The sequence below is a fragment of the Cytobacillus luteolus genome (assembly GCF_017873715.1).
In the GTDB taxonomy this organism is placed as follows: Bacteria; Bacillota; Bacilli; order Bacillales; family Bacillaceae_L; genus Bacillus_BV; species Bacillus_BV luteola.
Map to the genome: position 1 here is coordinate 585,706 of NZ_JAGGKM010000001.1, position 21,679 is coordinate 607,384.

The 21,679-nt window shown below is 35.7% G+C and carries 21 protein-coding genes; 13 read left to right on the forward strand and 8 right to left on the reverse strand.

Annotated elements, in window-relative coordinates:
- Positions 1-13: 13 nt before the first annotated feature.
- From J2Z26_RS03040 to ku, 3 genes are all read right to left on the reverse strand, one after another.
- Positions 14-502 (reverse strand): MarR family transcriptional regulator, encoded by a 489-nt coding sequence (locus J2Z26_RS03040; RefSeq protein ID WP_193538151.1) that lies wholly within the window; start codon positions 500-502, stop codon positions 14-16.
- A gap of 158 nt (positions 503-660) precedes the next feature.
- Entirely contained in the window at positions 661-1,884 is a 1,224-nt protein-coding gene (gene ligD / locus J2Z26_RS03045; protein WP_193538153.1) for a DNA ligase D, read from the reverse strand.
- A 100-nt stretch (positions 1,885-1,984) separates the two neighbouring features.
- Positions 1,985-2,881 (reverse strand): non-homologous end joining protein Ku, encoded by an 897-nt coding sequence (ku, locus tag J2Z26_RS03050; RefSeq protein WP_193538155.1) that lies wholly within the window; start codon positions 2,879-2,881, stop codon positions 1,985-1,987.
- 202 nt (positions 2,882-3,083) lie between these two features.
- On the opposite strand from ku, the gene J2Z26_RS03055 reads away from it, so the two are divergent.
- The 5 genes from J2Z26_RS03055 (at position 3,084) to J2Z26_RS03075 (ending at position 8,079) form a co-directional block, all read left to right on the forward strand.
- Positions 3,084-3,701, forward strand: coding sequence for a DedA family protein (locus tag J2Z26_RS03055; protein WP_193538157.1), 618 nt, complete (start codon positions 3,084-3,086; stop codon positions 3,699-3,701).
- A gap of 301 nt (positions 3,702-4,002) precedes the next feature.
- The gene (locus J2Z26_RS03060) at positions 4,003-4,806 is read left to right on the forward strand and encodes a TerC family protein (RefSeq protein ID WP_193538159.1); all 804 of its coding nucleotides are present in this window, start codon (positions 4,003-4,005) and stop codon (positions 4,804-4,806) included.
- A 167-nt stretch (positions 4,807-4,973) separates the two neighbouring features.
- Entirely contained in the window at positions 4,974-6,068 is a 1,095-nt protein-coding gene (locus J2Z26_RS03065) for a DUF5667 domain-containing protein (RefSeq protein WP_193538161.1), read from the forward strand.
- A 203-nt stretch (positions 6,069-6,271) separates the two neighbouring features.
- Positions 6,272-7,015 (forward strand): RNA polymerase sigma factor SigI, encoded by a 744-nt coding sequence (sigI, locus tag J2Z26_RS03070; protein WP_193538163.1) that lies wholly within the window; start codon positions 6,272-6,274, stop codon positions 7,013-7,015.
- On the forward strand, positions 7,012-8,079 hold the full coding sequence (locus J2Z26_RS03075; protein ID WP_193538164.1) for an anti-sigma factor domain-containing protein: 1,068 nt from the start codon (positions 7,012-7,014) through the stop codon (positions 8,077-8,079). The genes sigI and J2Z26_RS03075 overlap by 4 nt, the downstream gene beginning before the upstream one ends.
- A 612-nt stretch (positions 8,080-8,691) precedes the next feature.
- On the opposite strand, the gene J2Z26_RS03080 is transcribed toward J2Z26_RS03075, so the two are convergent.
- Both J2Z26_RS03080 and J2Z26_RS03085 read right to left on the reverse strand, forming a co-directional pair.
- Entirely contained in the window at positions 8,692-8,877 is a 186-nt protein-coding gene (locus J2Z26_RS03080) for an alpha/beta-type small acid-soluble spore protein (protein ID WP_193538166.1), read from the reverse strand.
- A 107-nt stretch (positions 8,878-8,984) separates the two neighbouring features.
- On the reverse strand, positions 8,985-9,674 hold the full coding sequence (locus tag J2Z26_RS03085; RefSeq protein ID WP_193538168.1) for a DUF1836 domain-containing protein: 690 nt from the start codon (positions 9,672-9,674) through the stop codon (positions 8,985-8,987).
- Between the two features lie 129 nt (positions 9,675-9,803).
- Here J2Z26_RS03085 and htpX point away from each other — a divergent pair, with 129 nt between their 5' ends.
- A complete protein-coding gene (htpX, locus tag J2Z26_RS03090) occupies positions 9,804-10,685 on the forward strand; it encodes a protease HtpX (protein WP_193538170.1) in 882 nt (293 codons plus the stop codon).
- 48 nt (positions 10,686-10,733) lie between these two features.
- Here htpX and J2Z26_RS03095 read toward each other — a convergent pair whose 3' ends face one another.
- Positions 10,734-12,632, reverse strand: coding sequence for a S8 family serine peptidase (locus J2Z26_RS03095; RefSeq protein ID WP_193538172.1), 1,899 nt, complete (start codon positions 12,630-12,632; stop codon positions 10,734-10,736).
- 349 nt (positions 12,633-12,981) lie between these two features.
- Between J2Z26_RS03095 and J2Z26_RS03100 the strand changes: the two genes are divergently transcribed.
- Together J2Z26_RS03100 and J2Z26_RS03105 are read left to right on the forward strand one after the other, a co-directional pair.
- The gene (locus J2Z26_RS03100; RefSeq protein ID WP_193538173.1) at positions 12,982-14,334 is read left to right on the forward strand and encodes a TrkH family potassium uptake protein; all 1,353 of its coding nucleotides are present in this window, start codon (positions 12,982-12,984) and stop codon (positions 14,332-14,334) included.
- Positions 14,335-14,449: 115 nt separating this feature from the next.
- The gene (locus J2Z26_RS03105) at positions 14,450-15,697 is read left to right on the forward strand and encodes a bacillibactin exporter BcbE (protein WP_193538175.1); all 1,248 of its coding nucleotides are present in this window, start codon (positions 14,450-14,452) and stop codon (positions 15,695-15,697) included.
- A gap of 70 nt (positions 15,698-15,767) precedes the next feature.
- On the opposite strand, the gene J2Z26_RS03110 is transcribed toward J2Z26_RS03105, so the two are convergent.
- On the reverse strand, positions 15,768-16,127 hold the full coding sequence (locus tag J2Z26_RS03110) for a DUF3905 domain-containing protein (RefSeq protein WP_193538177.1): 360 nt from the start codon (positions 16,125-16,127) through the stop codon (positions 15,768-15,770).
- 123 nt (positions 16,128-16,250) lie between these two features.
- Between J2Z26_RS03110 and J2Z26_RS03115 the strand changes: the two genes are divergently transcribed.
- Together J2Z26_RS03115 and J2Z26_RS03120 are read left to right on the forward strand one after the other, a co-directional pair.
- A complete protein-coding gene (locus tag J2Z26_RS03115) occupies positions 16,251-16,406 on the forward strand; it encodes a hypothetical protein (RefSeq protein ID WP_193538179.1) in 156 nt (51 codons plus the stop codon).
- 3 nt (positions 16,407-16,409) lie between these two features.
- A complete protein-coding gene (locus J2Z26_RS03120) occupies positions 16,410-16,580 on the forward strand; it encodes a hypothetical protein (RefSeq protein WP_193538559.1) in 171 nt (56 codons plus the stop codon).
- Positions 16,581-16,629: 49 nt separating this feature from the next.
- Here the strand turns inward: J2Z26_RS03120 and J2Z26_RS03125 are convergent, their stop codons facing one another.
- Entirely contained in the window at positions 16,630-18,387 is a 1,758-nt protein-coding gene (locus J2Z26_RS03125; RefSeq protein ID WP_193538181.1) for a B12-binding domain-containing radical SAM protein, read from the reverse strand.
- 224 nt (positions 18,388-18,611) lie between these two features.
- Between J2Z26_RS03125 and J2Z26_RS03130 the strand changes: the two genes are divergently transcribed.
- From J2Z26_RS03130 to J2Z26_RS03140, 3 genes are all read left to right on the forward strand, one after another.
- Positions 18,612-19,133 (forward strand): CBO0543 family protein, encoded by a 522-nt coding sequence (locus J2Z26_RS03130; protein ID WP_193538183.1) that lies wholly within the window; start codon positions 18,612-18,614, stop codon positions 19,131-19,133.
- Between the two features lie 14 nt (positions 19,134-19,147).
- Positions 19,148-19,702: a CBO0543 family protein gene (locus J2Z26_RS03135; protein ID WP_193538185.1), complete on the forward strand. Its 555-nt coding sequence runs from the start codon at positions 19,148-19,150 to the stop codon at positions 19,700-19,702.
- Positions 19,703-19,882: 180 nt separating this feature from the next.
- A complete protein-coding gene (locus tag J2Z26_RS03140) occupies positions 19,883-21,676 on the forward strand; it encodes a methyl-accepting chemotaxis protein (protein WP_193538186.1) in 1,794 nt (597 codons plus the stop codon).
- Positions 21,677-21,679 lie beyond the last annotated feature (3 nt).

Here is a 21,679-nt window from a genome sequence, read left to right on the forward strand (position 1 = left end):
TCGCTGTTTTACTTTATTTTTCATTCTTAGATGCTTTAGATGTACGATCAACCCAATCAACGAAATCTTTCCCATGAAAGTGTTCGTTAAACTTCCTTTGAAAATTTGCTAGTGTTTCATAAAAATTATTATCATCATCATTAAAGGTTGCAAGATACTCATATGTTTTATAACTGTATTCAGCAGACTTCTCACGTATCGCTTCTCCCTCAGGAGTCAAGATACAATAGGAAATACGACGATCATTGTCATGCTTAACTGTTTGTATGTATCCTTTTTGTTTTAAACGATTGGCAACCTGTACCACGGTAGAAATATCCCATAATCCTATATCTGCAATCCGTGTCATGGTTGCTTCTTTTTCAAAATAAATAATCCAAAGCATATGTTGTTCGGCTGTTGTTAAGCCTAAGTCTTTTGCGGAAGTTTGCCAATCATTTTCAAGCGCTTTATACATTCCACGCCAATGATTGATTAATGTATGTAAAGAAACATTATCCACGATTCTCACTCCTTAATAAGAAAAAAGTACCAAATAATTATCTTCCTCATTTTATACTATTTTCAGCTTAATTACTCTATTTTTCTATTAAAAATTTAATAAAAGTTAACTAGTTAAATCATTTGGTAAACATTACGACATCATATAAGATGTCGAAATTAAGTGGATGGTGAATTTAAGAAATCAAGAACTGGCTGAAATTGCTGTTTCTCCTTTGCCTCAAAATAGGAGGAAAAAGGACAGCCTTTTTCTTTAATCCTTGAAAGGATACTTTCTAATGGAAAGTCTTCAATAGAAAGTTGTTCAGTAACCTCATCCCAAAATAGAGGGGTTGCAACATAACCTCCATCATTCCCTCTTACTGAATAGGGAGCAATAATGGTTTTGCCTTCTGCATGCTGAAGATAGTCAACGTATAATTTATTATGTCGATTTTTTTTTAATCGCTCAATTGTAAAAAGAGAGGGCTCCTTTGTGACTAAAAAGTTTGCAACAAACTCTGTGAATTGTCTCGTTTGGTCATAGGTAAATTGATTTTCTGGTAAAGGTATATATAGTTGTAAGCCTTTGTTACCGGATGTTTTGATATATGAAATTAGCTTCAATCCATCAAAAACCTCTTTTAAAATTTGAGCAGCCTTAATGGCGAGAGGGAAATACTCTCTAGATGGCGGGTCAAGATCAAAGACAATTTCCGATGGTCCAGTCGAATGGATGGTTTGAAATGGAATGTGAAATTCAAAAGCAAGCTGATTTCCTAGCCAGATCAATGTCTCATCATTGTTGCAAACAATATAATTGATATTTTCATGAATTCTAGTTTGGATAAAATCAGGCGCATAATCAGGACAGTTTTTTTGATAAAATTTTTCTCCGAACATCCCATGAGGATAGCGAATAACGGTTAACAATCGATTTTTTAAAAAAGGAAGCATATAAGGTGAGATTTCATTTAAGTAATGAATATAATCGAATTTCGTAACATCATTGTCTTTCCAAAGTGGTTTATCGGGATGACTAATGGTGATCCCATTAATTGTTGATAGTAGATTTTCCCAAGTGCAATCCTTCCACTTAACATCAAAGAGAAATTGTTTGAAAACTGGAGTTGTAATTTGTTCGTTTTCAATTTCTGTATATTCAAGCTCTATACAGATTCCTGGCTCAACATGGAGATATGAATTTGTCTCAGATTGTGAATTGTTAGAGATAACCTGTAATAGAACTTTTCGTTCTTCATCAGATAGGCCTTCTGAAAAAGCCCCTAACTTTTTTATGTCCTTTTTATGTAAAACCCCAACATCAAAAGTATCCTTTTCTTTATCATAACCGATAATAAAAAAAGGTCCGGATTGTTTTTTTGTATGATTTCTTAAATTCAATGTCTAATCAATCCCTTTACCTAATACTGTGTTGGTACTTAGTATAAATAGTTGGAAATCTTTTTATCCGTAGAAAAAGGGACTGCATTAGTCCCTCTAGTTAAGATCCTATTTTCTTTCGGGTTGTTCGAGTTTTTGCTCCTTTAGCTGGTGCTGGAGCAGTTGGAGTCTCAGTTGTTGTGCCAGTCATAGCTGAGGGTTTAGGTGTTGCTGCAAGAGTTGGTTTACCTTTTGTCTTTTCAATGCTCGCCTGAAGAGCACTCATAAGGTCAACAACATTAGTTCGAGGTCCTTCCTTGGAGGTAGTACCCTCGTTGTTTTCGATTTTTGATTGGATTAGCTCCATTAAAGCAGTACGGTATTCATCTTTATATTTTTCAGGCTCAAAGGTTGTTGTTAATTGGTCGATGAGCATGATTGCAGTATCAAGTTCTTTTTCATTAATATCAACATTTTCAGGCACGCCCGGTACCTCTCCAACATTTCTAACTTCATCAGGATAATGAATGGTTTCCATTACTAAACTGTTTTTATACACACGGACAATGGCCATATGCTGTTTTGAACGAATCGCAATTTCAGCAATACCAATTTTCCCTGACTTCTGAAGGGCTTCTCGTAATAGGGCATAGGCTTTGCTTCCGTTCTCACCTGGACCCATGAAATACGAACGATTAAAGTAGATAGGATCAATTTCATTTAAATCTACAAAGTCAATAATCTCTACTGCTTTTTCTTCATGCTCATCTTTAAGTTCCCTAAGCTCATCGTCATTTAGAATAACAAACTTCCCTTTTACGTACTCATAGCCTTTAATAATGTCCTCGTTGCCTACCTCTTTATCACAATTCGGACATGTTTTTTCATATTGAATGGGTGTAGAGCATTCTTTGTGTAAATTACGTAATTTAATGTCTTTATCCTCTGTAGCTGAATACAGCTTGATTGGTATGTTAACAAGTCCGAAGCTAATCGAACCTTTCCACATTGTATGCATAGCTTCACTCCTAACTAAGGTGCGTATCACCGGTTAGGTTTTATTTTTGCCTATTTATAAGGAAACATGTCTGTTATTCCTTGGTTCTTTTTGTAAAGTAGGCTATAAAAGGGTAAGATGTTATATTAGAAATGTTTTAAAAAGTAATGTTGTATTACATAGATTTGTTGTAAAATGAGTGAGGACAGGTGGTGAGAGTTAAATGGAGCATCTAATAATAGAGTTTATTGAATTTTTAAAAGGACTATCTTATTTAGGGATTGTCATTGCATTAACGTTTGAATTTGTTCCTGCTGAGCTTGTACTCCCACTTGCTGGTTATTGGGTATTTCAAGGGGATATGAACTTATGGCTAGTTGTTGTTGCTGGAACAGTTGGGGGAACCTTTGGACCCTTAACGCTATATGCGCTAGGTAGATACGGTGGCCGTCCATTTATATTAAAATATGGTAAATACTTTTTTATAAAAGAGAAACAGCTTGCAAAAGCAGATGAGTTTTTCGAGAAACATGGTGGAAAGGTTGCGTTTACAGGTAGGTTTATACCAGGTGTCCGTACACTAATATCAATACCATGTGGTATGGCTAAAATGAATGTTTGGGTTTTTAGTATTTATACATTTGTTGCAATGTTTCCAATTACTTTTTTATATGTATACCTTGGAGTTCAACTTGGCCCTAAATGGAAAGAGGTTGGGTCTTTAGCAAATGAATATCTATTACCAGCTGGAATTGGAATAGTTGCAGTCCTAGTCATATATATATTAATAAAAAGAAATCGAAAGAAGCCTATTTTGAATGAAGCACCAAGGAAGAAATAAGGATATATTTATTGACAGTTGTACTTATTGATACTATAGTTAAAATATAGTAAATATGGGTTATCTTCCGACAAAGGGGAGTAGCGTTCAGGGAAACCTGAAAATAAAGTCGTCAGTTCATGGGTTTAACCGTCCATCGGCTTTATTGACACAAAAAAGTGTTTAGCAAGACCTTTGCCTATAAGGCAGGGGTCTTTTTTGCGTTCTTTATTGAGACTCGATTGGCCTTATAGGTGAGAGTTGAAAATAAAGAGGATGTTCTCTTTACTTGTTAACACGAAAAATAGGGGGAATAGAGAACATGGAATTATCGATATTATTTGAGTATGGTTGGGTTTTACTAGTCTTAATCGCACTAGAAGGTATTTTAGCTGCGGATAATGCACTAGTAATGGCTATCATGGTAAAACATCTGCCTGAGGATCAGCGAAAAAAGGCACTATTTTATGGTTTAGCAGGAGCATTCGTGTTCCGTTTCGGATCACTATTTGCAATCTCATTTTTAGTCAATGTATGGCAAGTTCAAGCTATTGGTGCTATATATTTACTTTTCATAGCGATTAATCATCTAGTGAAAAAGTTCTTAAAGAAAAGAATGGCAAAAGCAGAGCAAGAAAACGAAAAGCAAGGCAAACAATCTGGCTTTTGGATGACTGTGTTAAAGGTCGAGTTAGCTGATATTGCTTTTGCAGTCGATTCAATTTTAGCTGCAGTTGCGTTAGCGGTAACATTACCATTAACTAGCCTTCCTAAGATTGGCGGACTTGATGGTGGACAGTTTGCTGTTATTTTTGCAGGTGGACTTATTGGATTAATTATTATGCGTTTTGCAGCAACATATTTTGTAAAATTACTTCACCGTAGACCAGGTCTTGAAACAGCGGCATTTTTAATTGTTGGTTGGGTAGGGGTTAAATTATCTGTATATACACTATCTCACCCAGAGCTAGCAATACTTTCTGAAAGTTTCCCGAAGTCACCAGCATGGAAAATTACCTTCTGGGTAGTCCTAGTTTCAATTGCTGTATCGGGTTGGTTTCTATCTAAAGACAAAGAGGCAGAAGAAAAGCAGGAAGTACATCTTGATAAAGCAGGTAATGCATAAATGGAAGGAGTGGGTGAATCCCACTTCTTTTTTTGTCGTAAATTGTTACAAAAATAACTTTTAAATTAAAAATTATTACATTCACCCCCTCAAAAAGTTTTTTGACCTCGTACATTTATAGTGAATCAAGCGCGCGCGACAAAAAAACAGATGAGGTGGAATATATAATGAAAAATGTATTATCAAAAAAAGCATTGGCTCTTATTCTTGCAGGATCTCTAACTTTACCGTCTGGTGTAGCATTTGCTAGTGAAGATGCAAATGTAGAAGCTGAAGTACAATCAGAAACAACAATACAAGCAGAAGTACCTTCTCTTATCCCTGGAGACTTCTTTTACTTCCTTAAAGAAGTGTTAGAGAACATTCAATTAGCTCTAACTGTTGATAACATAAAAGAAGCTGAATTACTTGCTAAATTCAGTGCTGAACGTTTAGCTGAAGCAGAAGCTTTATTTGCAGCGAATGAAACAGAGGCTGCCTTAGAAACAATCAATAAAGCACTTGAATTTATGGAAGAAGTAGAAATTACAATTGATGAAAATGTAGAAGAAGATGCAAACGTAGAAACAGAAGTAGAGCAAACTCAAGAGGAATCTGTAATTGAAGATACTGAGGAAGCTACTGAAGAAGAAACAACTGAGGTTGTGGTTGAAGAGGAAGTAACTGAAGAAGTAGCAACTAAAGAAGAAGGTTCTGAAGAAGTAACAATAGAAGAAAAATATGCACACTTAGAAGAATATGCAACACAAAATATCATTGCTTTAACTGCAGCAATGGAGAAAGTAAAGAATCCTGTAGCAAAAGCTGCACTAGCTAAAAACATTGAAAAAAGCTATAAGAAATTAGCTTTAAAACTGGAGATCTTAGCAGAAATATATGCTGAAGCAGATGCGAAAGAAGAAGAAGATAATACTGAAGAAACTGCAGTAAGTGAAGGTACTGAAATTGAAGTAGAAGTTGAGACTGAAGTTGCAGACTCAACAACTGAAACAGTAACTGAAGAAGAGATTGTTTCTGAACTTGAAGTAGATTTAAACCTACCTGAATTGCCTATCGTAACACCAGTCGTTTCTAAGGACACTGCAAAAGAAATTAAAAATGCTATTAAAGAGAAAAAACAAGAAGCTAAAGAAGAGAGAAAGAAAAATAGAGAAGAAGCTAAGGAAGAAAGAAAGAAAAACAAAGAAGAAGCAAAAGAAAATCGTAATCAAGGTAAAGGAAACGGAAATTCAGAAGAAAACAGAGGTAAAGGAAACAATTAATAATGGCTGAAGTTTTCACCCTACATATAGTCACCTTTTTGGTGACTATATTTTCTTCAAAAATACTACCTTTATTTATTCTCTCCGGTAAAAAGTAAGTGTTGGTAAAATTTATCTATTCACCAAGATATTTTCATTGTAACACCCCTAAAAATCCGCTACCATTAACGAATACTATAGTGGAGAAATAGAGGTGAAAACTGATGCTTAGCTTACTTTTTAATATTGGGAAGAAAAGAAATTCATTAGAAGATGAAATTCTTCTTATCCAAGAAGGAAATTCACGATTACAAAACAAGCTTATTAAAAAATATAAACCATTTATTGCGAAGACTGTATCTTCTGTTTGCAAAAGATATATAGATGAAACAGATGATGAATTTAGCATTGGTCTCATCGCATTTAATGAAGCTATTGAAAAGTACTCTGTAGATAAGGGTAGTTCATTATTATCATTTGCGGAATTACTAATTAAACGTAGAGTCATTGATTATATACGAAAAGAAGCACGAGTAAAGACCGTTACACTCGTTGCAGCTAATGATAATGGTGAAGAAAATGTTCAATCAAAAATAGAATCTGATCTTTCCATCGATGACTATGAAAAAAAGATACAACAAGAGCACAGAAAAGAAGAAATTATCCATTTTCAAAAGGTGCTAGTTGAATTCGGGTTAACGTTTTCGGAGCTTGTAGAAAATTCACCGAAGCATGCTGATGCAAGGCAAAATGCGATGCTTGTGGCGAAAACACTGGTAGAAGAGGAAGGCCTTATTCAGGTATTATTTGATAAAAAACAGTTACCAATTAAGCAATTAGAGGCAAAAGTTGATGTAAGTAGAAAAACTATAGAGAGAAATCGTAAATATATAATTGCTATGGCCATTATTATGGTGGGGGATTACTTGTATCTAAAAGATTATATAAAGGGGGTGCTCGAGGCATGAGAAAAGGCGTAATAATGGAAATAAACAGTGACTTCTTAACAATGCTAACACCAGAAGGTGAATTTCTTAAAGCGAGAAAACAAGATAATCACTATGAGATCGGGGAAGAAATTGATTTTTTTCCAATAACAGTTACAGCGGTGGATACACCTAAAAAGAGATGGTTCCAATTAAATAGACTTAGAGTTGCTCTAATGAGTTCTGCAGCAGCCATTTTATTTTTCATCACAGTTATACCACAAATGATGGCAAACCCTGTGTATGCCTATATGACAATTGATATCAATCCAAGTTTTGAAATTGGTTTAAATAATGAGTTGAATGTAGTAAGCCTTGACGCACTAAATAATGATGGGGAAAATATACTTCAAGAATATCCAAACTGGGAGAATCAACATATCGATGAAGTTACTGAAGTAATTATTAGTAAGAGTCGCGAACAGGGATATCTAATTGATGGGCAAGAAGTTCTAATCACTACTATTCTTAATGAAGAAAAGATTGCGGAAGTTAGCGAAAAGCTAGCAAAGGAAATTCAATTAATCTCAACAACCTATAAACAGAAACAGATTGAAATCACGGCTGTTGAGAGTGACATTGCAACTAGAGAGAAAGCTCAGAAGCAAGGGGTATCTACTGGGAGATTACTGCAACTGGAAAATAAATTACCTGTTAAAGAAAAGGTAGAAGCACCTGAAGACAACACAGGTGAAAAACCTGCAGATGATGACAAAGTGGAAATTGTAAAAGAAGCAGATGAGAAAAAAGTCGAAAAAACTATATCTGATGCTGAGAAGAAGTTAGAAAAAGAAATCGAAAAAGCTGTAAAAGAGGCAGAAAAAGCGATTGATAAGGATAAAAAGAAAGATGAAGTCCTTGATAAAGTAAAATCCAATATAGATAACTCAAATATGCCTGATCACATTAAAGAGAGATTAAAAAACAAACTAGAAGAAAAACGTTCTAAGGATAAAGGCAAAGATAGAAATAAAGATGATGATGATGACGATGACGATGATGATAAGCCTGGCAAAGGAAAAGGTCGAGATAAAGATGATGACTAAGGAATCCAACTAATAAGTTGGGTTCTTTTTTTTCTGGATTGGCGGCGGATTCGGAAAGGTTACATCGGAAGTCATAGTAAACGGTCGGAATAAGCCCAGGATTCGGAAAGGTTACTTCGGAATTCATAGTAACCTGCTGGAATAAGCCAAGGATTCGGACAGGTTGCTTCGGAGTCCATAGTAACCTGTTGCAATAACTCCTGGATTCGGAAAGGTTACTTCGGAATTCATAGTGACCTGTCGGAATAAGCCAAGGATTCGGACAGGTTGCTTCGGAGTCCATAGTAACCTGTCGCAATAACTCCTGGATTCGGAAAGGTTACTTCGGAATTCATAGTAACCTGTCGGAATAAACCAAGGATTCAGACAGGTTGCTTCGGAGTCCATTGCCACCTGTCGGAATAGACTAAGGATTCGGAAAGGTTACATCGGAATCCATTGCCACCTGTCGGAAAAGACCAAGGATTCGGACAGGTTCAACCAAATCCAGTGACACCTGTCTAAATCCAACCAAGGATTCAGACATATCCTAACCAGAACAATAAAATAAACCTAGGAAAGAAATCTTTCCTAGGTTTTTAGCCAAGTATTTAATTGTAGAAGGTGTCTACATTATTTAAGGTTTTGTGCCTGAGCTTGAGCAATCAGACGTTTTGTGATTTCTCCACCAACTGAGCCATTAGCACGGGCTGTAGTGTCTGAGCCAAGTTTAACCCCAAATTCTTGAGCAATCTCTTCTTTAAATGCATTAAGTGATTGTTCAACTCCAGGAACAAGTAGTTTATTGCTTCTAGCCATTATTTATTCATCTCCTTGCTATCATTGTGCAACGAAATATCGTTGCATTTCTTAGTATGAGTAGACAAAGAGAAATCATACTGGAAATGGTTTCTTATTTTAATAATTTAATCTCCCATTTGTAAGGTCGTCTGCAAATAATGATGAGCTCGCATTTTATAGGCAGAGGCATGGACAGCGAAAATAGCTAAAACCATAACATTTTTTACAATTTCCTGTTCTTGTGGTTGTAAGGTACAATGATCTTCAATATATTTGTGTGCTTCCTTCTCAACCCTTGTTTTATCCGAAGTACCGAGAGTAGTTTGACTCACTTTGTCATAGATAAAAGCATATCCATTATAAAAAGAAACGGGGTCAATTAAATCATCATGTCGATCTTCTAAGTTATTAAAAACAAGGGAAAGTACTTTTCGAATGGAATCGAAATCTAATACCATTTTTAAGTCTTCAACAATAAGAATTATAACCGCTTGATCAATAGAATACTTTTTCCCATTCAATGGGGAACCAATCAAATCCTTAACGTCACGTTTGACCCAATTCGCAACTGCAGTAGAGGTAACACCTGCAAATTCGATTTGGTTTCCTATAGTGGCTATTTCATTCAAAGAAAAACCATAGGTACTGTTACCCCTTCTTTTAAATTTCTTCAGGATAGATAAAAGTCCAATTTGCTCATTTAGACCAACATCATTTGCCTCTTTAATGACAGAGAAACATTCATCGATAGTTCCAGCTCTTAGTAAAGTGAAAACCTGTGATAACATCAGTCGATTACATTGAAATGTCTTCATATTGTACACCTCGAGATAGTCGGGAAACCCATACATTAACAACATCTATAGCTTGTAAAATTAATTGCAATTTTTATAATCTAGCTCTATAATAAGTTCATATGAACTTAAAATCAAGAGGTGAAAAACATGGGGAAGCGATTGTTTTTATTAATTGCTACGAATATTCTTGTCATGGTGACGATTGGTATCATTCTTTCAGTCCTACCAATTGGCTCTTATGTTACAGCAAGTGGTAATTTAGATTTAGTTACATTACTAATATTTAGTGCAGTTATTGGTTTTACAGGTGCCTTTATTTCATTAGCAATGTCACGTTGGATGGCAAAGATGATGATGGGTGTAAGAGTATTAAAAGAGACAGACTCTTTATCTCCAATGGAAAGAGAATTGGTAGAGAGAGTTCACAAGCTATCTAGAGCTGCTGGTATTACGAAGATGCCTGAGGTAGGTATTTATAACTCTCCAGAAGTAAATGCCTTTGCAACAGGTCCTTCTAAAAATAGATCTCTAGTTGCGGTTTCAACTGGATTACTTCAAGAAATGGATTATGATGCCGTTGAAGGTGTTCTTGCCCACGAAGTTGCACACATTGCAAATGGGGACATGGTAACAATGACCCTGTTACAAGGTGTTGTAAATACATTTGTAGTCTTCTTTGCTCGTATTGTAGCATGGGGTGTATCTCGTGTTGTAAGAGAAGACCTAGCACCAATTGTACATTTTATTGCAGTTATTGTATTCCAAATCTTATTCTCTATATTAGGAAGTATTGTTGTTCTAGCATACTCAAGATACCGTGAGTTTCATGCTGATAATGGTGGAGCGGACCTTGCAGGTAAAGATAAGATGATACATGCACTTCGTTCGTTACAACAATATACAAACCGTGTAAATACAGAGCAATCATCTATTGCAACACTAAAAATTAACAGTAAAAAGGGTGCGAGTATGTTATTCTCAAGTCACCCTGATTTAAATGAGCGCATTCGTCGATTAGAAGCAAAATAATAAACAAAGGGTATATCAAGCATAGAACTTGATATACCCTTATTTGTTTTAGTTTACAACTGCGAGTGAGAAATCCTGTGAACCTGAAGGAACATTATATGCTTGAATCTCAATGGTGTACGTTCCTGCTTCTGATAAATTAATGAACACGTTTTCGACATTGTTTGTTCCGTCCCAATTATTATTATAGGGGCTTGAAAAATCATTTCCGACATATTGCTTTCCACTTGGAGAAGTAATGACTAAATCAAGGTCATTAACCAATGCTCGTGATGCAGATGGATTGCCAGGATAGTCAGTCCATACAAGCGATAGTTTTAATGGATCACTTCCATCAGCTGTAAAAGAGTATTTAGCTACTTCGCCTGTGCGAAGGGCTCTAGTTTCATTTATATAACCTACATTTAACGAATTAGCTAATTGAACTCTTCCCCAGCCTTGATCATAGTGGGATTGGTTTAAATCCTGGGCACCAATCACTAACGCTGCTTTTAATAAAGAAGGTTTTGGCGTAATCCCACGATTTTCCATAAAGTGTTCTCTAAGTAAAGCTACTGTACCTGCTACAAGTGGTGTAGCCATTGATGTACCACCCATATAGGCATATTTACTATTGTAATTTGCCCAGAATGAAGTATCTGGTGCTAGTGAGGAGCGTGATGATAGTATAAAGGTCCCAGGTGCTGTAACATCTGGCTTAACTCTTCCATCTGTAGTGGGTCCTCTAGAAGAAAATGATGCAACTTGATTGATATTATCTGAATTTGTCCCGAAGCTAGGGCGGTAGTTTTCAGTTGCACCAACCGTTATTGCATTTTTTGCTGAGCCTGGTGAACTAATTGTTTGTCGTCCTGAGCCTTCATTTCCAGCTGCAAAAAGAATCGTCATATCATTGTTCCAAACATACTCATCTACTTCTTTGGATTCAGTTGTGTATGCACCATTTACGGGAGCACCCCATGAATTTGTATGGATTCTTGCACCTGCATTATAAGCTTGTGAAAATAGGGTATTTAAATTCGATGGGATTCCTCCAAGTCCTCCATTGCTGTCCATGATGGATTGGAAGACAAGGTTTGCTTTAGGAGCCATCCCCTTAAAGCTTGCATCTCCTAGTACTGACCCTGCGACATGTGTGCCATGTCCATTTGGATCATTAGCATTGCCACTACGACCAAGAGCATATAAAGCTGTGATTTTTCCTCTAAATGATTCGTGCATTGTACTATCATTTCTGCCATTATCTAGTCCTGTATCGGCAACAGCTACCGTTTGACCAGAACCATCTAAACCATATGATGATTGAGATGTAATAACTTTTAGAATCCCAGCTGCTTCGTTGTTCATTAGTTTATGATCTGTCACTTTTGAAATGTATTTTATTTCATTCTGCATCCCATATTGAATAAGTTCTTCTATCCCATTAACCTGAATGTTTTGTTTTTGACCTTTAAAAGAGGCAACAGTTGCCTTAATTAACCCAGAAGTTCCTTTTGAAAAAAGTTGTGGATCAAACTTATATAAAGGTAAGTAAGGTGTAACTGAGTCAACTTTAGGTAGGCTTGTCAGATTTTCTAGCTCATGTTCTTCAGCTTTTACTGTAAAAGCAAAATCAGGAATGTAGTCTAAGACCTCAATGCCTAAACTCTCTAGATCTTTTAAATCTTGCTCAGTAACAGGGCCGTTAAACTGAAGAACATGTAAATTATTGTCTTCAGGGACTTTTTCCAGTTTTTTCTTAATGCCTGGTGGTATGTGCACATTTGACGTATTGATTAAAAACTCAGCCTTCCCCAAACTGGGTGTTTTTTTTACATGATGCAGCATTTCTACACCAATCAACTCTAATTCGTTTGTCTCTGAGGACGAAGCGGGTGCTGGAGCCTGGATGGCTAAAGAAGCAACTAGTGCCGCAGTGGTAAGTGTAGCAAACACTTTTTTTAACATTGACTCATCTCCAATCAGTGATTTAGAGTCTGTAAGGCCTTACGCTCTATAAATAACATTAACAGAGTTTTAAAATTCTGTGTATTGTGAAAATTAATGTATTTTTAGTGGATAATTAGTCTGATTTGTGGGGGGATTTTCCTCCTAGGAAGATTGTCATAAGCAGAGGGAAATGAAATTTTATACAACAAAAAATAACCTTGGGGCACATGCAAAAACACAAGTTTCTGTCAAAATTAATAAAAAGAACCATAAAAAACAATCCTATATATAGAAGCTCCCTGTACTAACTGTAGATTCTTTGTGTTATAGTAGGAAAATAATAAGATTAAAAGGACTGACAGAATAGATGTTTAAAAAGGTTTTAAAATTTTTACATACGCTTACTCCAGCACAGCTAATCGTAACCTTCTATTTTATTGCAGTTTCAGTGGCTGTTGCCTTAATTTCCCTACCTATAGCGCATAAGCCTGGTGTAGACCTGTCTTTTATGGATGCTCTTTTTACTGCTGCAAGTGCGGTTAGTGTAACTGGGTTATCTACTGTTTCAATTGCAGATACCTTTAGTGTACAAGGGGTATTTATTTTAGCATTTGTCTTACAATTTGGCGGGATTGGGATTATGACCCTTGGAACGTTTATATACCTAGTCATCGGAAGAAAGATTGGATTAAGAGAACGAAGGTTAATCCAAGTTGATCAAAACCAGTCAAATTTATCAGGATTAGTTAAACTACTAAAGTCTATTATCGTAATTATTTTGTTAATAGAAGCCATTGGTACTTTGATACTTGGTACATACTTCAAAAAATACTATCCAACGTGGGAAGAGGCTTTTTATCAAGGTTTTTTTGCATCTGTGAGTGCGACAACCAATGGAGGATTCGATATTACGGGAGCCTCAATGATTCCGTTCGCAAATGATTATTTTGTTCAATTTATAACAATCATCTTAATTACACTGGGAGCAATAGGGTTCCCTGTTCTAATAGAGGTAAAGGATTTTCTTAGTCAAAAAAATGGTCGCTTTCGTTTTACTCTTTTCACAAAGTTAACGACGATTACATTTTTGGGGTTAATCGTAAGCGGAACATTGCTTATTCTTATCTTGGAATTTAATCATTTCTTTGCAGGTAGATCGTGGCACGAATCCTTTTTCTATGCACTGTTTCAATCAGTGACAACAAGAAGCGGCGGGTTAGCTACGATGGATGTAAGTGAATTTACTCTTCCGACTCTTCTTGTGATTTGTGGATTGATGTTCATAGGTGCTTCACCAAGTTCAGTCGGAGGTGGAATTCGCACAACCACCTTTGCCTTAAATTTGTTATTTCTGTTTCATTTTGCAAGAGGTAAGAAATCAATCAAAATATTCAAACGTGAATTACATGAGGATGATATTATTAAGTCATTAGTTGTAACGATGATGGCATTTATTATTTGTTCAGTTTCAATCATCATTTTATCAATTACTGAACATAACCATTCCTTAATCGAAATTGTTTTTGAAGTTTGTTCAGCCTTCGGAACTGTTGGTCTCTCAATGGGGATTACCCCTGATCTAAGTATTATTGGAAAATGTTTAATCATTCTCAATATGTTTATAGGAAGAGTTGGGATATTAACCTTCTTGTTCTTATTAGGAACTAAAGGGGCAGAAGTGAATTATCATTATCCAAAGGAAAGAGTAATTATCGGGTAATCTTTTGAGGAAACGATCCAAGCTATTGGGTCGTTTCCTTTTTATGACAAAATAAAAACAGTCATAAAGACAAATAGTAAGAAGGTTAATGTAATGTGATAAGGAAGGATTAAAAATGGAATATACGAAAGAACTATCCTATAAAAAGCGGTTAGCAAACAAGAAGAAACATAATGGAAAAAGCTGGGCTATCATTTCAATTGCATCCATTCCATTAATTATGACGTTAGGAAACTCTATGTTAATTCCAGTGTTGCCTTTGTTTGAGAAAAAGCTCGGAATTAGTTCTTTGCAATCAAGCATGATCATTACACTGTATTCCGTTGTTGCGATATTTTTAATTCCGGTAGCAGGTTATTTATCAGATCGAATCGGGAGGAAAAAGGTTATTATACCAAGTCTCATAATAGCTGGGATAGGCGGAATCATCGCAGCATGGGGTACGTGGACTGCAGATAATCCTTATACTTTCGTTTTAATTGGTCGGATTTTTCAAGGGGTAGGAGCAGCAGGAGCAGCGCCTATTGTTATGCCTTTAGTTGGTGATATGTTTCGTGATGAAGATGAAGTCAGTAGTTCATTAGGTGTAATAGAAACGTCAAATACGTTTGGGAAGGTGCTAAGTCCTATACTTGGGGCTGCATTAGCTAGTTTTTTATGGTACTCGCCCTTTCTTGCATTCCCGGTGTTTTGTTTCATTTCCATTCTGTTAATGACTTTTCTAGTAAAAACACCTGATACAACAGAGGAGCCACCTCATTTTGGTGAATTTATCAGTAAAATTAAGGATATTTTTCTCGAAAAAGGACGTTGGATATACGCAGTTTTTGCGATTGGCTGCATACTAATGTACGTTTTATTTGGCGTCCTTTTTTATTTATCAAGTACATTGGAAGATAACTATGGGATTGATGGTTTGAAGAAGGGGTTAATATTGGCTATCCCTCTTGCCTCATTATGCCTAGCATCCTTTATTACAGGGAAGAAGATAAGCAAGAATAAAGTATTAATGAAATGGCTAACTTTTATAGGTCTTGTATTTTTAGCAACAGGGGTCTTCATCATCAGCTTTTCAGAAAACTTATGGTATTTACTTTCTGTATTCTTCTTGTGTGGAATCGGAATTGGAATGGCCCTACCATGTTTAGATGCCTTTTTAACAGAAGGAATTGAAAAGTCTCAACGTGGAACCATTACGTCTATTTATAGTTCAATGCGCTTTATAGGTGTAGCTGTTGGCCCACCTGTATTTGCTATCTTAATGGAAAATTCCCGTTTATTAATGTTTTATAGTACAACGGCAATTTGTATTTTTGCTGGAATTATTAGTCTCTTTGCAATTAAGCCGAAACAAACAAGTTAATATATAAAAAATAGCCCCAATCAAATTTTGATTGGGGCTAAAATAATTAATAAAACTCCATCTTTTCTTTTTAATCTTTACCGTATCCAACATCCTTGTCAGGGTGCATAAATGGAACACCTTTTGGAGGTTTTTTACTTTCAAGAAGTTCACGGTTTTCTGTTGTATTCCAGCCAATGTCATTCGTGGGATGTACCCATTCGTCTCCTGCCATGATAGATGGATCAACCTCATCGCTCCAATTATTTAATGGGGAATTAGGTGAATCATAAAAGCTATCTCCAATAACTACCCCATGCTCGTTTACAAAGGGTTCTTGCATTTTAATGCCTGTTCCTTTAAAGGAAGGAGCACTTATTTGATGTGGTTGTGTTTCATCTAATATTGGTGAATCAATCTCAAGCTTTTCTTCATTTTTCTTTTTTGCCATGGTATCACCACTCTCCATATAGGATTCAATTTTAGTATGAGCATATGAAATAAATATATGAGTCGAATATGGACAAACTAGTGGTGAGTTCATCTCATTATTATTACCATAGGGGGAATCCAAATGAAGCGAAAAGTTGCTAGAGACGCAGCAAGAAAATCAGCATTCACACCAACAGAAAGCCTGCCAGACACAGAATTTTCTGCAGAGGCCCGTTATGAAAATCCTGCCAAAGGTGCAAATCGAAATTCAAAAAAAGGCAATAGCACAGGAGAATAGACGATGAGAAAAGAAGTTAAGCACAAGAAGCATGCTGGCGATAACAACCATGTAATGTCTAAGGATTTGCTAAAAGAAGAATTTGGACATGAAATGGGAGACCCCAATTCAGCCAAAGCTTATGAACTTTTAGCAGATACTAATCAAAAAAAGAAGCAAGATAAGAAAAAGTAAGATAAAAAAGCTGACTCATTTATTGAGTCAGCTTCTCAAGGAAGACCTACTATAAGATTGTATTACTCATATTTGTAGTGAATATTTCAGCATGAGGTTCATACGGATCATAATACACAAGCATCATTGTTTCTGTGTCTATAATTTCTCCAGATTGCAAATACTCACCTAAATCAAACGGCAATGTCTCTAAAACAGTGTGCTTAAATATATCTTTTTCAGATAGGTTAAGCTCTAAATACGCTTCACCTAAAATTGAAGGATTTTCAAGGATGTTTCGATAATGAGAAGATCTAGATTCCTTCGTCATCATATCTGTCCACCATGGTTTTCTAGGCTTGTACTTATGATTCTTGAGATAATCATATTTCATAAAACCTTCAATGATTGAAATGTTCTCCACATCCATTGAAGCCATAAAATCGTGAAGCCTTTTAAATAGGTCCTCTAGTTGATGGCCAATTCTTGACCAACCTTGTTCCTCCCAATAAGCCCCAAATTGCTGGAAGAAATCAAAAGGAGTTTCAAACACTTTTGTTACCAAATATTCGATAGTTGCATCCATTCTATGATCATTCCAGTATTTTTCTAGCACGTCTTCAACTTGCTTAATACGAATGATATCCTCAAACGGAAGGATATTGTTTCGTAGGATTTCATATGGTGAATGATCCATATAAACATATCCATGGTCCTTTGCACGTAGGCGTAAGCCTGTCCCACGTAGCATCTTTAAAAATCCTAGCTGTAGCTCTTCAGGTCGCATTTCAAACACATCATTAAATGTTTGACGGAAGGAATGATAATCCTCTTGGGGAAGTCCAGCTATTAAATCTAGATGCTGATCAATTTTTCCGCCATCTTTAACAAGGGTCACTGTCCGTTTAAGTTTACTAAAGTTTTGTTTCCTCATTACTAATTCATTCGTTGCATCATTCGTTGATTGAACACCAATTTCAAAACGGAATAATCCTGCAGGTGCATTCTCATTTAAAAATTCAATAACCTCAGGTCTCATAATGTCTGCTGTAATTTCAAACTGAAACACAGTACCTAGGCGATGCTCATCAATTAAAAATTGGAACATCTCCATAGCATAACTTCGACTAATATTGAACGTACGGTCTACGAACTTAATCGTTTTGGCTCCATTGTCCATTAGGTATCGGATATCATCTTTTACTTTTTCACGGTCAAAGTAACGAACGCCAACTTCGATCGAAGACAAACAGAATTGGCAACTAAATGGGCAGCCTCTGCTCGTTTCAATATAAGTGACACGTTTTGATAGCTGTGGGATATCCTCTTCAAAGCGGAATGGAGATGGGACTTCTTTTAAATCTAATTTATTCCTTTGTGGATTAATTATATATTGGTCATTTTCTTTAAAAGCTAGGCCACTAACTTCTTTCACGCTTTCTTGACTCTGTAATTTAAAGAGAAGTTGTTTGAAGGTTTCCTCGCCTTCACCAATAACAATATAATCAACCTCTGGTATGCGCTCAAGCCATTCTCTTACATCATAGGTAACCTCAGGACCACCAATGACAATAGTAAGTGAAGAGTCAATTTTTTTTAACATTTTTATAACCTTAATCGTCTCTTCAATGTTCCAAATATAACAACTAAAACCAATAATATCTGGTTTTTTACTATAAAGGTCAGTAACGATATTCATGACCGGGTCTTTAATTGTATATTCGGCGAGCGAAATATCAAATTCAGGGGCAGCATACGCCTTTAAGCATCGAATCGATAAACTCGTATGAATGTATTTTGCATTTAATGTACTTACAACAATATTCATTTTTTTTCCTCATTTCTAGGGCAGAAAAGTCTAACTGTACAAACCATTATTCTATCATATTTTAGACAATAAAGTAGGGATAAAAACGTGAGAACGGAAAAAAGATAGTATGATTGTCCTCATCAAGTATTGGGTAAAGAGGAAAAAAATGGTAATTAATTCCTAGAATATATTATCCAGTATTTTACATACTAACAATATGAGAATTATCTGGAGGAAATAATATGCATGTAGGAATAACTATAGCTGTCCTATTGGCAGTGTATTGGAAGGCTGACTGGAAAAATTGGAGACATTATCATCCAACTCTTTTATATGTTGTAATTTGCAATCTCCTATATAACTGCTTATGTGCAGGATATTTATTATGGGAGTATAAACCGGATTTTTTGTTTCACCATAATAGTACAGATCTTGTTTATTCCTTTATTGTTCTCCCGGGTATAGCATTACTGTTTTTAACCGGCTACCCTTATGAGACCAAGATGAAAAAACAGTTCACTTATATTTCAAAATGGGTTGTGCTTTCCCTCATTGTGGAGGGGATCGTGTTACTATTCGGTTTTATAGTGCTTAACAGGGGTTGGAAATATTGGATGGAAGTTCCTTTTTATTTTACAATGTATTATTTGATTCGTTTGCATCATACAAGACCACTTCTTACATACGTATTATCAATTATTATAATTGTTTTTTTAATGAATGCATTTGATGTCCCGTTTTCGGTTCCTATTGAAAAGCGTTAGTAGGGAGGTATCATATGAGCTATGAAAAAATTGAAAACTACCAGAAGACATTATTGGAGTTAGAACTTCAGTATTGGTTAGAAAACTCTTTATTTACTCCTGCGTGGTTGGTATTACTTGCTGCAGCCCTTATTCCCTGGATCATATGGTATAAATATGTTGATCGATCTAGATTTCAAGAGATCATCCTCTTTGGCATGCTTTGGATGATTCTTGCTACGGTTATAGATGAAATCAGTTCTACATGGATGTTATGGTCTTATCCAAGAAAGCTCTTCCCCACTATTCCTCCTTTAATCCCTGCTGATCTTACAATTGTTCCCGTAGTGTATATGTTTATTTATCAATATACGGCAACCTTTAAGGTGTATATGTTTTGGTCAATTATAGTTGGTGCCGTGTTTTCATTTGTAATAGAAGTTATCTTTGTTCATTTTGATTTATTTAAAATGTATCGGTGGGAACATTGGTATTCATTTATAAGCTTTATTATTGTAGCTGCTATTATAAAGGGTATACACCAAAGAATAATGAAGGTAAGAAAGTTACCAAAATCACCTATTGGATAGTAAGATTCTCCATAGGTGTTTATTTAGTTATAAATTTCCACTATAAAAGAAAAAGATAGAATAATAGGAAAATATGACTGAATATATTTCCTTATTCGACAATTTAATTTATAATGAATAGAAATAATAGTTTGATAATTTGAACTTATGTTTGAAATTGTCGTAAGAAGGGGGTAGGGTTTGTTGAAATTTATAACTAGACTATCAAAGGAGAAGAAGCATAAATCACAAAATAACATGAAAGCTCCTAAGCCTAAAAAAGTGAAAAGGAAGTTTGTAGGCTGGAAAAACCTAAGATTAGGACAAAAATATGGTGCAGCCTTTACGCTTACTCTTTTCTTGTTTAGTATATCAGCAATCATTATTTTCTTACAGTTATCATCGGTACAAGAAAAAATGACTGAAGTAGAAAAAAGTGCAGATAACTCAATTGCTATTACCGAAATGGCATCAGTGTTTCAACAGCTTGGAAGTGAAATTAGTATTTACATAGCTAATAGCAATATTAAACACGTTACCTCTTTCCAAGAGTTAACCACACAGTTTTCTACTTTAGAGCAAGAAATTAGACCCCAATTAGTCAATGAAAACCATGTGATTATGTTTAATAAAGTAGTAGCAAATCAACGAGAGTTAATCCAATTATTCGCAGAGGATGTCATGCCTGCTGTAAAGGCCCAGAAAGCACTTGATTCCATGAAGGCTAGTAATGAGGCTAATGAAATCATTAGCAATACGGTCATAATGCTTACTGATTTAAGAGGTCAATTGAAAATGGATAGTGAAAAAGCAGTGGAATCTGTTGGCGCAAGTGTTGCGTCAACAATCCTTATTCTTGTAGCTTCTATCCTAGTTTCAGGAATCTTAGGAACAATCAGCATACTAGTAATAGGTAGAATGCTGAAGAAACAATTTACTAAGCTCATTAAAACATCGGAGGAGATAGCAAGAGGAAACCTGAATGTAGATTCAATAAACTCTACTTCAAAAGATGAGATCGGAATGCTAGGTCAATCAATTGACACGATGAGAGAAAGCCTTCAAGCGATGATTCAGGAAATTTTATCTGTCTCTTCACATGTAACAGACAAAAGTACTGAGCTAACCTCTACATCATCTGAGGTGAGAGCAGCAAGTCAACAGGTTGCATCAACCATGCAAGAATTGTCCACAGGTGCGGAGGAGCAGGCACATTCATCTTCTTTACTAGCACAAATGATGGAGGAGTATGTTACAAAAATTAGAACCGCAAATGAAAGTGGTACTAGAGTTCATAAGTCATCCCTAGCTGTTTTAGAGCTTACAGAAAGAGGAAATGAGGCTATGAATTTATCAACCTCGCAAATGAGCAAAATAAATGAACTTATGAAAGCCTCAGTTAGCAAAGTTAAAGGACTCGATGAGCAAACGAAGCAAATATCTACACTTGTACAAGTCATTCGAGAGATTGCTGAGCAAACGAATTTGTTGGCTTTGAATGCAGCGATTGAGGCAGCAAGAGCGGGCGAGCATGGTAGAGGCTTTGCTGTTGTTGCAGATGAGGTAAGAAAGCTTGCAGAGCAAGTTGCACACTCAGTTAAGGATATTCGAGAAATTGTCTCAAGTATTCAAAATGAATCTAATGAGGTTGCAAACTCCTTACAAGCTGGATACAAGCAGGTAGAACAAGGTACACTGCAAATTGAGGATACGGGTCATACATTTAAAGAGATAAATTTAGCAGTAAAGACAATATCAGGTGATATACATGATATCTCAAATAATCTTGCTACGATTTCAGATAGTACAGTTAAAATGAATCAATCAATTGAAACTATTGCTTCTGTCTCGGAGCAAGCGGCTGCAGGAATTGAACAAACGTCAGCATCAGTTCAAGAAACAAATGGTTCAATGGAACTGATTGCAGGAAGTGCAGAGACATTATCAGACTTAGCTGATCAACTAAATTCAATGATTAGTAAATTTAAACTATAGAAG